10 protein-coding genes and 1 pseudogene are annotated in these 12947 nt (G+C 49.8%); 8 read left to right on the top strand and 3 right to left on the bottom strand.

The window, feature by feature from the left end; translation table 11 throughout:
* The first annotated feature begins 161 nt into the window (after positions 1-161).
* The 3 genes from NDA03_RS19850 to tsaE are packed head-to-tail and all read left to right on the top strand — an operon-like array spanning position 162 to position 2159.
* On the top strand, positions 162-1553 hold the full coding sequence (locus NDA03_RS19850) for a gluconeogenesis factor YvcK family protein (RefSeq protein ID WP_190414050.1): 1392 nt from the start codon (positions 162-164) through the stop codon (positions 1551-1553).
* A 10-nt stretch (positions 1554-1563) separates the two neighbouring features.
* On the top strand, positions 1564-1692 hold the full coding sequence (locus tag NDA03_RS19845; protein ID WP_277878299.1) for a hypothetical protein: 129 nt from the start codon (positions 1564-1566) through the stop codon (positions 1690-1692).
* A gap of 14 nt (positions 1693-1706) precedes the next feature.
* The gene (gene tsaE / locus NDA03_RS19840; protein WP_190984919.1) at positions 1707-2159 is read left to right on the top strand and encodes a tRNA (adenosine(37)-N6)-threonylcarbamoyltransferase complex ATPase subunit type 1 TsaE; all 453 of its coding nucleotides are present in this window, start codon (positions 1707-1709) and stop codon (positions 2157-2159) included.
* A 91-nt stretch (positions 2160-2250) separates the two neighbouring features.
* On the opposite strand, the pseudogene NDA03_RS19835 reads toward tsaE, so the two are convergent.
* A pseudogene (locus NDA03_RS19835) lies at positions 2251-3594 on the bottom strand (dihydroorotase).
* A 258-nt stretch (positions 3595-3852) separates the two neighbouring features.
* Here NDA03_RS19835 and lepB point away from each other — a divergent pair.
* Positions 3853-4446 carry a signal peptidase I gene (lepB, locus tag NDA03_RS19830; RefSeq protein WP_190414052.1) on the top strand — a complete coding sequence of 198 codons (594 nt, stop codon included), beginning with the start codon at positions 3853-3855 and terminating at the stop codon, positions 4444-4446.
* Positions 4447-4542: 96 nt separating this feature from the next.
* Here lepB and NDA03_RS19825 read toward each other — a convergent pair whose 3' ends face one another.
* Positions 4543-5808 (bottom strand): dihydroorotase, encoded by a 1266-nt coding sequence (locus tag NDA03_RS19825; RefSeq protein WP_348238952.1) that lies wholly within the window; start codon positions 5806-5808, stop codon positions 4543-4545.
* Positions 5809-5884: 76 nt separating this feature from the next.
* Positions 5885-7228 carry a histidine phosphatase family protein gene (locus tag NDA03_RS19820; RefSeq protein ID WP_190414162.1) on the bottom strand — a complete coding sequence of 448 codons (1344 nt, stop codon included), beginning with the start codon at positions 7226-7228 and terminating at the stop codon, positions 5885-5887.
* Positions 7229-7480: 252 nt separating this feature from the next.
* On the opposite strand from NDA03_RS19820, the gene NDA03_RS19815 reads away from it, so the two are divergent.
* The 4 genes from NDA03_RS19815 (at position 7481) to NDA03_RS19800 (ending at position 12869) form a co-directional block, all read left to right on the top strand.
* Entirely contained in the window at positions 7481-9025 is a 1545-nt protein-coding gene (locus NDA03_RS19815) for a CPBP family glutamic-type intramembrane protease (protein ID WP_348238929.1), read from the top strand.
* A gap of 113 nt (positions 9026-9138) precedes the next feature.
* Positions 9139-9402 carry a TM2 domain-containing protein gene (locus NDA03_RS19810; RefSeq protein WP_190414164.1) on the top strand — a complete coding sequence of 88 codons (264 nt, stop codon included), beginning with the start codon at positions 9139-9141 and terminating at the stop codon, positions 9400-9402.
* A 48-nt stretch (positions 9403-9450) separates the two neighbouring features.
* Positions 9451-9927: a DUF2752 domain-containing protein gene (locus NDA03_RS19805; RefSeq protein ID WP_199292049.1), complete on the top strand. Its 477-nt coding sequence runs from the start codon at positions 9451-9453 to the stop codon at positions 9925-9927.
* Positions 9928-10400: 473 nt separating this feature from the next.
* Entirely contained in the window at positions 10401-12869 is a 2469-nt protein-coding gene (locus tag NDA03_RS19800) for a heavy metal translocating P-type ATPase (protein ID WP_348238928.1), read from the top strand.
* Positions 12870-12947: the final 78 nt, after the last annotated feature.

The following is a 12947-nucleotide window of genomic DNA, read 5'->3' as shown; positions in this document are numbered from 1 at the left end:
ATGGGCACAGCCTTAGTGTTGCTCAGTGGGTAGCAACTTCTGCCTTCCCCGTGCCAGTCCAATCAATCCGTAGAGACGATTCATCAATCGCGCCTACTTGAGTGGATTCGCCAAGCAACGTTAAAGTCGAGTCTTGCCTTTGTGTCCCCTAGGAATCCGCAATGTCAAACGTTATTTTCAAACAAGCCTTACGCACGCTCAAACAAGATTCGCATATGGTCTGGAGTTTTAAGCCTAGGACGCCCCAACGAGTCAATAGCTGGTTTAAGTGGTTAGCGCCCGGACTATTAGTAAAACGCTGGTTGCTGATCAGTGTGGGAGGCGTGCTGCTAACCAGCCTAGGTTTGGCGATTTGGGTGAAACTGACCCCAATTTTCTTATTGATTCAGTTCATTGGGAACATTCTGGAAGCGATTACCACGATTATTCCCAATTATGTTTCCGGTCCAATCGCGATTGGCTTGGGTTTATTTTTTATTTTTTTAGGACAAACCCGCTCGATGGGAGCGATTACCGAGGTACTGAAGCCTTCCCAGGATGAAGAACTGATTGATGTGCTGTTGGCGCATCGCAAACTCAACCGGGGACCAAAAATCGTGGCAATCGGCGGTGGCACCGGACTTTCTACTTTGCTCAGAGGATTGAAGGAATACAGCGCCCACATTACGGCGATTGTAACGGTTGCAGATGATGGCGGCTCCTCTGGTCGTCTGCGGCGAGAAATTGGCGTCCTACCGCCGGGAGACATTCGCAACTGTATCGCGGCATTGGCAGACCAAGAAAAGTTATTGACCGAATTGTTTCAATATCGCTTTAAGGCTGGGGATGGTCTGAACGGTCATAGTTTTGGCAACCTATTCCTGACGGCAATGAGCGATATTACCGGAGATTTGGAGCAAGCGATCGCTGCCAGTTCTCAAGTTTTAGCTGTGCGAGGGCGGGTGCTACCGGCAACGTTGTGCGATGTTCGCCTCTGGGCTGAGTTAGAGGATGGACGCACCATTGAGGGGGAATCGAGCATTACAGAAGCCAATGGTCAGATTAAGAAAATTGGTTGCATTCCTAGCAACCCCCCCGCTTTGCCTAAAGCTTTACAGGCAATTGAGGAAGCCGATTACATTATCATCGGCCCTGGAAGCCTTTATACAAGCGTGATTCCCAATTTATTGGTGCCAGAGATTGCCGAAGCGATCGCCCAAAAACAGGTTCCCCGCATCTACGTCTGTAACATCATGACCCAACCGGGAGAAACCCAAGGTTACACGGTTGCAGACCACATTCGCGCCATTGATGCCGCTTGCGGACGACCGCTATTTAACGCCGTCTTGGTGCAGCGGAAAGTTCCAAGTGCGAATGCCCTGATTCGCTATGCTCAAGAAAGTTCCCATCCGGTTTTTCTAGATCGAGAAGCCATTGGGCTGCTGGGGCGTCGCATTGTTTTAACCAACGTGATGGATGAAGACCCAGAGACGGGTTATGTACGCCACAATCCTGAGCGGCTGGCACGGGTGTTGCTGAGGTGGTATAGTCGCGCCCAGGCAGTAGAGTTTTGAGTTTTGAGTTTTGAGTAATTTGGAGTCAATTGTCATTTCTCTTGCCGATGCCGGGGCGACGCGATCGCTTAGGATTGCTCTCAGTCAATCCCTCCGCGCTGGTAGTGTACTTTTAAGCGTTTTAAATTTTGAGTTTTGAGTAATTTGGAGTCAATTGTCATTTCTCTTGCCGATGCGGCGGCGACGCGATCGCTAGGGATTGCACTCGGTCAATCCCTCCCCGCCGGTAATGTACTTTTATTAGAAGGCGACTTGGGCGCTGGCAAAACCACGCTGGTGCAAGGCATTGGCGAGGGTTTGGGCATTACCGAGCCGATTGTGAGTCCCACCTTCACTCTGATTAACGAGTACGCACAAGGACGCCTCCCCCTGTATCATCTGGATTTATACCGCTTGCAGCCAGAAGAAGTCGAAGCTTTGAATTTAGAAACCTACTGGGAAGGATTCGAGGTGCCCCTGGGAATTGTGGCGATAGAGTGGGCAGAACGGTTGCCATATCAGCCGCCCAGCTTTTTAAGCGTCCATCTAACCTACTGTGCGAATAATGGTCGCCAAGCCAACCTGATTCCCGTCGGTGGGTTTGATGTTAAGTCAATAAAATTTTAAACACAAAGGTTCGCTCTCGTTTAGAGACTGATTTATCGCGTCTTTCCTTTGCGTACCTTTGCGCTTACCTTGGCGTACCGAGAGCGTTTAATTATTCGTTAAATGTCAAGGCTTCACCCCGCACTTCTAGATTCAGCTTCCCCCGCTCATAAACAACCTGACCGCCAGCAATGGTGAATGAACAGGCTATCCCGTCAAAATCCAGCCTTCAAAGGGACTCCAGCCGCATTTGGTGAACAATTCTTCGCGCAATACTGGACGATAATTGTCCAAATCTACAAGAACTCAATCGGCATCATAACCGGGAGCGATCGCACCTTTTTTGGGAATCTGATACGCCTTAGCGACAGCCGCAGACATCCAGTTCGCAAGGGCAACACTACAGCGTCCTTGCATGGCTGAAGTCAGCATCAGGGGCAGAGATCTCTCAACTCCAGGCATTCCAGAAGGGGTATTGGGGTATTCTTGGGCTTTTTCTTCGAGGGTATGGGGGGTACGATCGGTGGCGATAAAATCAATGAAGCCATCGAGTAGCGCTTGCCAAAGAACTTCGTTGTCGTGGGGCGATCGCAATGGCGGATTCATCTGCGCCAGAATGCCAATTTTCTCATAAGCACTGGTGTTCAGCAGCAAGTGTTGCGGCGTCACTTCTGCTTTCACTCAGCTCGGTTTATCTTGACGTAATAAATCGGCTTCTTGGGCTGTGGACAGATGTAAAATATGCAAGCGTCGCTGATACTTTTTAGATAAATAGAGCGCCAATTCGGTAGCTCAAAGAGCGGCTTGATTATCCTGAATTTGAGAGTGAATGGCTGGATCGTGAATTCCAGCAAATTCTTGTCGTCGCTGGTTTATCCGAGCTTGGTCTTCTGCGTGAACGGCAATTAAGCGATTTCCCTTTGCAAAAATAGACTCCAATACCGTATCTCGATCCACCAGTAATTGACCGTGCATCGACCCCATAAAAATTTTGATTCCACAGGTGGATGCGCCTTTAGAAGATCCGGCAGATTTGCTCCGGTTGCCCCAATAAAAAAGCCATAATTAACTAAGCACTTCTGGGCACCTCGTCGCAACTTATCATCGAGAGCCGCCTGGGTAGTTGTCAGAGGGCGAGTATTGGGCATTTCCAGAAACGACGTTACCCCGCCTTTAGCACAAGCACAACTCGCCGCGAACAAATTTTTTTGTGTTCGAGTCCCGGTTCTCGGAAGTGTACCTGCGGATCGATGACTCCCGGCAACAAAGTCAGACCTTGAACGTCTATCTCTTTATCCACTAGTAGACTATCAGATGCTAGGATTTCCAGATGCTAGGATTTTAGTGCAACCCGGACAATTTCCCGACCCAAGGTTTGCACCTCCCCAACCAAAAATTCACCCGTAGGCAGGAGAATTCGAGCATTGCGAATCAACAGAGAGGGGACAGAAAACATGGTAATCAGTTGTTGATGCAGTAGTTAAGTGTGAGCGACAATTGTATGGTGCGATCGCGCTTTGTCGTAAGATGGCACTTTTCTAAACTGACCATCCAGCAACCGGGTAAACGACAGAAGCTAAATATCTGTAATATTAGCCGGATATATTTAGACAAAATTTGTACACAATATATATAGCGAATCATCCGTCTTCCTTAAAATAAATAATTACCTAGGGAATCAATTTCATTCATTTGCTTGAGTGATTAACCGTTTATGACTGACGTGCAGAATCAACAACCTGACCTCAACCCCCAACCAAAAGCCGAAAATCCTTTCATAGAGGGAATAAAAACGATTGGCTTGAGCGCCATTCTGGCCTTTGGAATTCGCTCTTTTGTGGCGGAAGCACGCTACATTCCTTCGGGTTCAATGCTGCCTACACTACAAATCAATGACCGTCTGATTATAGACAAGGTTAGTTACAACTTCCGATCTCCGCAGCGGGGCGACATTGTGGTGTTTGCGCCGACCGAAGCGCTAGAAAAGCAAAACTTTCACGATGCTTTTATTAAGCGCGTGATTGGTTTACCTGGGGAAAAGATAGAGGTGAAAGGGGGACGGGTGTATGTCAACGGGAAACCCCTGTCAGAAAAATATATTGAAGAACAGCCACAGTATACCTATGGGCCGGTGACGGTGCCAGAAAACTCCTACCTGGTACTGGGTGATAATCGCAACAACAGTTACGACAGCCACTATTGGGGTTTTGTCCCCCGCGAAAAAATTATTGGTCGTGCTGTGGTGCGCTTTTGGCCCCTCCAACGTGCCGGAGAAGTGGATAGCGCTCCAGCTTATACCAAGGAATAGTAGGGAGTAGGGGCGAGTTTCACCAAGATATTTGTGAGTCACTAAACCCCTCGCTTAACCCGCCCCTACCGTTAGATATTTCTTCGCTTTGACTGACTAATTACCCATTACCCAAGTTTGTAAAACCCGACCCGTCAGCGAGCGCCCTAGCCAAGGGGTATTTTCTGAGCGGGATTTCAGGGTTTGTCTGTCTGCTGTCCAGCTTAACTGGGGATCAAATAAGACCAGTTCAGCCGGTTGACCGGGCGCGATCGCTGGCGGTTTTTGCTGCAAACACTCCGCCGGATGGGTACTTAAAACCCGCCACAGTTCTAAAGCTGACCAGTCGCCAGTCGCAACAAAGGTGTGCCACAGAAGCGATAAAGCCAACTCTAGACCAATTGCGCCCGCGGGTGCTTCGGAAAAGGCGACCGTTTTCTCTTCGTAGGTGTAGGGAGTATGGTCAATCGCGATCGCGTCTAACACCCCACTCTGTATCCCCTGAATCAGCGCCGCTTGGTCTGAAGAATTGCCGAGAGGGGGTTCTAGTCGCAAGTTCGAGTCGTAACTGCTTACCGCCTCCGTATTGTGCAATAAATGCATCCAGGTAGTACTCGCGGCGATTGGTAAATTCCGCGCCTTGGCATTCGCAATTAGCTCAACGCTGCGAGCAGTGGAAACGCGCATGATATGGACAGGGGTGCGAGTAGCTTCCACCACTTCCAGCAAAGCAGCCAGCGCCGATGTTTCTGCGATCGCTGGGTTTCCTGGCAACCCAAAGCGAATCGACGCCGAGCCTTCTCTCATTACCCCATTGCCGCTCAAAGCGCGATCGCAAGGCCATAACGCCACAGGTTTTCCTAACGGCTGGAGGTATTCCAACAGGCGGCGCAGCAGCGCTAGATTCTGCACTGGCTGACCGTCTGCAAAGCCTACCACCCCAGCCGCCGCCAGTTCAGCCAGAGATGTCATCTGCTGCCCTTGGATACCGAGCGTCAGCGCCCCCCAAAATTCAATTTTGGATTTTGGATGTTGGATTTTAGATTGTTGAAGGTAGGCTAAACCCCCTAGATTGTCGAGAACGGGTAGGGTATCGGGCAAGATTGCCAGTCGAGTAAAGCCCCCGGCTGCTGCCGCATCAACGAGCGAGGCTAAGGATTCCCGCTCTTCAAACCCAGGCTCACCAGAGTGGCTGTATAAATCTACTAACCCTGGCCCTACGACAAATCCACGACAATCCCGGACGGTTGTGTCAGCGGACAAGTCAGAAATTTCAGTTTCGGCTGCTTGGATATAACCGTCAGCAATCAGAATATCGGCAATCTGGTCGGTTCCAGAAACTGGGTCGATGACCCGTACTTGTTGGAGCAGTTCATTCATAATCGTTTCGAGTTTTGAGTTTTGAGTTTTGAGATAAAAAGCTTCTTCATTCAAAACTCAAAATTCATAACTCATCACTCTACAATGCACCGGCAGCCGTTTGATCGAGAACGCCCCCACCTAAGTGAGTTGTGACATTCATCGCTTGCAGCACCGGCGTACTTTCTGGCCCTTGAAGATAGTCGATGACAGTCACTGCCCCGTTCCCCTGCTTAATGCTCCAGAAATTTTCTGGATTTAAACCCAAAAGGTAGCAGAGTAAGACTTTGTTCGTGGCGTCGTGAGCGACCACCAAACCTGTTTTCGGTCGATCTCCAGAATAAGACGCGACCATGTCTTGCCAAGCTGCGATCGCTCTATCCCAAACTTGTTGCAAGTTTTCTCCTTCTGGCATCTGCACCGTCTGCGGAAACTCTCGCCACTGTTGCAGCATCCCCGGATACGACAGCTCGATTTCTTCTTCAAATTTCCCTTCCCACAGCCCGTGACCAATTTCTGCCAAAGGTGCCTGTAGTTCAATCTGGACGTTGGGGTGATATTTCAGAATAATCTCGGCTGTTTCCTTGGGACGCAGCATTGGGCTAGTCACAGCAAAGTCAATCGGTACATCTTTGAGAAATTCTGCTGCCTTCCGGGCTTGTTCTCGACCGTTATCGTTGAGGGGCACATCAATTTGCCCTTGAAAGCGTTTCTGGCGATTCCAGTCGGTTTCCCCGTGGCGTACCAGCAACAAACGGAGTCCGCGATGGCCCGGACGCGGCTTTGGCAGCACTTCTCCCACATGGGCAGTGAGATTCATCGACTCTAATTGCGCCGGTTTGCCCCAACCAGCGGCAAAATTTAGCACGCTGATGCCGCAATTCGACTGTTGAATCGAATGGTAGCGCTGTGGCGATATTCCAGTTGCCGTACTGAGCAAAGCCCGGTTGATGCCGTTATGCCCCACAATGAGAATCGTCTCTCCCGCATGGCGGGATAAAGTTTCCTGCCAGAATTGCCGCGCTTGCTCGTAGATGGCTAAGACTGGGAAGTGTTCTTTTAATCCCTCTGGCGTCGGGACGCTCATCCGAAATTCCTGGGGACGCTCATGCCAACATTGGTAATCTTCAGGAAATTTCTCCTGCACTTCCACGGAAAGCATTTTCTGCCAAAGGGGTAAATCAATTTCCATCAAGTTATCGGACGCTGTTAAGGGGGCAGGCGTCGCCAAACTGGATTGAACGATCTCTGCGGTTGCTTTCGCCCGTTGCAGGGGGCTACTGTAAATCGCATCAATTTTCAAGTTACTCAGAGTAGCGCCAAGTTGACGGGCAGTCGCGCGACCTTTTTCCGTCAAAATTGATTCATCACAGCGGCCCTGAATTCTACGCTCACTGTTATAGCTGCTCTGACCATGACGCACGAGAATGACTCGAGTATTCAGGGTGATATCCTCCGTGGAAACTAGCACTGCAAAGACAGCAGCCTACATATTCTTATTCGCTGGCTCAGCTAGAGAAGAATTAGGTCGGCTCTGCCTCAGTTTGGTAAGGTAAAGTTCCCCTAATGCTCTAGGCGGGAAATCTACGCCCATCATCAAGAGCAAAAAGGTTCAGGAGAATTTTAACCTGTCCCGGACACGCATCTAAGATATTCCTCATAGGTGCCGTGACACTAAGAGCCTACAGGAGTTTTCATGACAATTAAGCGGTTGCTTTTGGGATTGCTGACAATTTTGGCTTTGTTTCTGATTACCCACTCATTACTGGATAGCTGGAATCAGCCTCAGATTCAAGGTCGCCTGGAACTGTACCAAACGAATTTGTTACTCCAAGCGAGTGAGTGGCAGGGCGACAAAGCTGGTGATGCCAATTTGACAAACGCCCGGAACGCTCTTTTAGGTGAAGACCCTTTAAGAACTGCCCAAAAGCAGTATGAGGAGGCGCGTTCGGAGGATCGAGCCACTCTGGAAAAGCTGCAAGGACAGCTCGAAAAGCTCAAATCGGAAGCTGATTTGAATCCCGATGCAGCCAGATCGCAGCCGCAATTACCAGCGTCAATCAACAAGGTAAAAAAGCTGATTGCTGAGCTTGACTTGCGGTTGGGAATTTTACAAGCTCAACAAGGACAAACAGACGCGGCGATTAAAACTTGGACGGAATTAATTAATCGGTCTAAACAGGAAGCGGCGAGCGAGTTACAGACTAAGCCAGCGGCGATTTTGGTGGGACTTTGGAGCGAGCCACCCAGCCTGATGTTGGATGCCCAGCCGCAAATTCAAGAGCATTTAGACGGCTGGTTCCGCGATCGCGCTTTGACTAAACTCTACCAAGTAGAGGAGCGTCAGGAAGAGCTGGCGGCACTCCAGGCACGAGAGCAGGAACGTGCCGAAGCTGCAATTGTAAAATTAGCGATTGTTGGAGCAATCCCGCTAGCGGGAGTATTGGTGGGATTAGGATTGCTGATTTTTCTGCTAGCGGGAGTGCTAATTAAGGGAAAAGAAGCCATCCTCGCTCAAAATGGCGATCTCCCTTGGACAACGCCTTGGAATGCCGAAATTATTTGGCAGGTGTTCGTCGTAGGCTTTTTCTTTATCGGTCAATTTCTGCTGCCGCTCTTTTTTAGCTTACTGCCGCTAAACCGAGCCAGCTTCGATATTCGGACACAAGCTGCTTTTGTTCTGGTGAGTTATGCAACATTGGCGTTCGAGTGTCTGCTGGTTCTGTATTTATCTATCCGCTCTTTTTTACCGTTGCCAGAAGGTTGGTTTCGATTCAATTGGCGGGGAAATTGGATTCTTTGGGGATTGGGCGGCTATTTAGTCGCGCTGCCTCTGGTGATTGTCGTGTCGCTGATTAACCAAAAGCTGTGGCAAGGACAAGGGGGCAGTAATCCGATTTTACCGATTGCTCTAGAGGGGCAAGATAGTGTGGCGCTGGCGATCTTTTTCTTGACGGCGGCGGTGGCGGCACCGTTGTTTGAGGAGTTCTTGTTTCGCGGTTTTCTATTGCCATCTCTCACCCGTTATATGCCCGTTTGGGGAGCGATCGCGCTCAGTAGTTTGTTCTTTGCGATTGTTCACCTGAATCTCTCAGAAATCTTGCCCCTGGCGACTTTGGGGATGGTTTTGGGAGTGGTGTATACGCGATCGCGCAACCTCCTTGCACCAATGCTCCTCCACTCTCTCTGGAATGGCGGCACTTTGCTAAGTCTCTTCCTCTTGGGTAGTGGATCTGCGTGATGTTTCCTGGCGCTCATTGTTAAGAAGAATCAATGCTTTCCGTCTTGTGATAGATGCGTTACCCAACTGGGAACACTAAAAGCGGAAAGCAAATTTTTCAAGGGTTCACACAAATGAGGGATGGAAACTCTACTGATGCCAGCAAAAAAATCGCCGCTGGAGTCTGCGGGATTCTTATCGGGGCTTTAGGTATCCATAAGTTTGTTCTTGGCTATAACACAGAAGGCATCATCATGTTGCTGGTTAGCCTGCTTACCTGTGGAATCGGTTCGCCAATTATGGGCATTATTGGTTTGATCGAGGGAATAACTTATTTGACAAAATCTGACGAAGAATTCGTCAGCACTTACCTTGTTAGCAAGAAAGGTTGGTTTTAGATCGACCCCTGCGAGAGCGCTTGGGTAGACGCTAGCTTAACTTGAGCCATGTCTAAATTATCTCGCTCTAATCTGTCTAGCAATGCTCGACGGATTCGCTGGTTGATATTAGGAATATGTTCAGCACCTCTAGTGGGAACCTACTTTTATAACCAAGGATATAAAGTAACGTTCCTAGTTTGCCCAATTCGGCACTTTACGGGGATTCCTTGTCCTACGTGTGGCATGACTCGGTCTTTTATGGCAATTGTGCGAGGAGATTGGAGTTGCGCCTTAGCAGAACACCTGTTCGGCCCGGTTTTATTCGCTGCCTTTTTGATTGCAACAGTTCATATTACACTTGAACTAATCGCGGGACGTAAAATCGCCGTCTTGTATGTTCAAATGCTTAGGACCCGAAAGCTACAGGTGCTGAGCCTACTTCTAATTTTAAGCTACCATGCGTTGCGCTTGTATTATTTATCAAAGTCTGGAGAACTATATCTTGCCTTGGTTCATTCACCCTTAGGTCAGCTATTTTTTTGAGGAATTCATGCTTGTATAAAAAGTTTTGTTTTTAGGTCAAATTATTTGCGATTGCTTGTTTGTATTTTGTCGTTTTTGCAACGATAAATTTAACAGATAGAGCGATATTTTATTCATGTTTAAATTAAGTTCTTCTGTAAATCTTTCTCCTGACTTAATATGCTAATACGCAAACCCAAAAAACTGATTTTACCCATGTTCCTAGCTTTGTTAGGTATGGGATATTTCAGTGTAATGTCTAGCTTAGAGATTAACTTCTTCTTTAGGGGCTATGCCGCGCTCATGCCAATGCAGGCTCTAGCACTGGTCTACGTGATGTATCTTCGCTGGAGTAGCCGTTGACCGTTCGCGGGTAACTAACTTAAAAAAGATTAAGAATTTTTGCGCGATCGCCCGGACTTTCGCCTAACCTCAAAATAGAGACGCTAGAACAGTCTGGCGTTGAGGTGTCGTGGAAAGTCCCAAGATTCTCTATGCAATCCCCCCAAACCGTAGTCGCTAGCCCTGCATCGCCCGTAGAGACGATCGCCTTGGATGTCACAGGCATGAAATGTGCAGGCTGCGTGAAAGCGGTAGAAAAACAGCTAACCCAGCATCCAGGCGTCGTTTCTGCCCGCGTTAATCTGGTGACAGAAGTCGCTGTCGTAGAGTGCGAAGCGGGTGCGATTGACCCAGTTGCGTTAGCCGAACAGGTGACAGAAGCTGGATTTCCGACCCAGCCTCGTCTCGCCACCAACGCAGGCGAAAAAGCAAAAGAGACTCTGAGTCCAGCAGAACGGCACGCCTTGGAAAATCGCCAGCAGTTGAGGCAATTATTCATTGCGGGCGTTCTGATTTTGCTGTCCGGAATTGGTCATCTCAATCAACACTTCATCTCTTTTCCCGCTTATTTTTCACCCCTGACCAACATTTGGTTTCACTGGGGATTAGCAACAGCAGCGTTACTCTTTCCCGGACGCCAGATATTAGTCGATGGGTGGCGGGGCTTGCGGCGAAATGCTCCCAATATGAACACCCTGGTGGCGCTAGGAACGCTTACAGCTTACACGGCTAGCTGCGTGGCGTTGCTATTCCCTCAGCTGGGTTGGGAATGTTTTTTTGATGAGCCGGTCATGCTGTTAGGCTTTATCCTGCTTGGGCGCACCTTGGAGCAACGGGCAAGAGGTCGTGCCGCCGCAGCCTTTCAGGCATTGTTGGCGCTCCAGCCGAAAGTTGCTCGTTTAATTGCCAATCCTACGGCTGCTGGCTCTACGCCCACAGGAAGTGCCAAGGGGAGCGACTTCGGGGGCATTGAAATCCCCGTTGAGCAAGTCCGAGTAGGTGAATGGTTGCGGGTTTTGCCGGGAGAACAAATCCCGGTCGATGCAGAAGTGGTGGCGGGTCAGACAACGGTGAATGAGTCAATGTTGACTGGGGAGCCGGTTCCAGTCGTGAAGCAACCGGGAGACTCGGTGGCGGCTGGGACGCTGAATCAGTCGGGAGCGATCGCGATCAAGGCAACTCGCACCGGCAAGGACACGACTCTGGCGCAAATTGTTGCCCTAGTCGAAGAAGCCCAAATCCGGAAAGCCCCCGTGCAGCTATTGGCGGATACGGTGGCGGGGTACTTCACCTACGGCGTTCTGGCAGCAGCAACCTTCACATTTCTATTTTGGTACTTTATCGGCTCTCAACTTTGGCCTGATGTCACGATGTTGAGCGCAGTCGGGGTGGAAAGCCACTCAGCTATGCACTCAGTCATGCACCCAGGGATGCACCACGCCATTAGCATGGGCGGTGAAACTCCACCTTTTCAGCACTCAGCTTTGTTACTCAGTTTAAAGCTAGCAATTTCTGTCTCCGTCATCGCTTGCCCCTGCGCTTTAGGCTTAGCGACCCCCACGGCAATTTTGGTAGGAACGGGTCTGGGGGCAGAAAGAGGGCTGTTGATCAAAGGCGGCGACGTGCTGGAACGGGTACACCACTTGGATATCGTGGTATTTGATAAGACGGGTACTCTCACCACGGGTCATCCCATCGTGACTGATTGCTTGCCGATGGGGAATTTCATTCCGGAAATCCTCCTCCAACTGGCGGCGGCGGCAGAAAGTGGCACCACCCATCCCCTAGCAGAGGCAATCGGGGAAGAAGCGCACCGCCAAGAGTTAACCATCCCCCTTGCCGAGGAATTTTATACGGAACCAGGACTAGGGGTATCGGCTTTGGTCGAAGGCGTGCGGGTGTTACTGGGGAATGCAGACTGGTTGACTCAGCAAGGGATTTCCCTAAGCGAGTCAGAACAAAACCAGGCTCAGCAACTAGCCTCTGCGGGTAAAACGGTGGTTTATGTCGCCGCTGACGGTCAATTAGCGGGGTTGATTGGCGTCACCGATACCCTCCGACCGGATGCGAAAGCAACGGTGTCTCGCCTGCGGCAAATGGGATTGCGGGTGATGCTGCTGACTGGAGATCGACTAGAAGCGGCAAGGGCGATCGCGTCTCAGTTGGAACTTAATCCAGACTCGGATGTCTTAGCAGATGTCCGTCCAGACGCCAAAGCCGCCGCGATTGCCCAGCTACAAACTCAGGGTCAGCACGTCGCAATGGTTGGCGATGGCATTAACGATGCCCCCGCTTTGGCACAAGCAGATGTTGGCATTTCCCTCCAAGGGGGAACCGATGTCGCCATCGAAACTGCTCAAATTGTTCTGATGCGCGATCGCCTTCTGGATGTTGTCAAGTCAATCCAGCTTTCCCGTGCGACTTTCAACAAAATCCGCCAAAATCTATTTTGGGCGTTTGCCTACAACACCATCTCCTTGCCCGTCGCTGCGGGTGTGCTGCTACCCACTTTTGGGCTGGTTCTCAGCCCATCTGCTGCTGGAGCATTAATGGCTTTTAGTTCTGTCAGTGTTGTCACGAACTCGCTTTTACTCCGTAAATCTCTCTCTACTGACAACTAATTGAGTCCAGGTGGGTTTATCAGTCGGATTGGTTTCTTTCAAATATCTTACTTAAACCCGCTTTTCCACAACTGCCAA

The organism is Trichocoleus sp. Lan, from assembly GCF_039961855.1.
Lineage (GTDB): Bacteria > Cyanobacteriota > Cyanobacteriia > Cyanobacteriales > FACHB-T130 > FACHB-T130.
The sequence above is the reverse complement of the archived record's forward strand: the minus strand, read 5'-3'. Positions and strand labels throughout refer to the sequence as shown.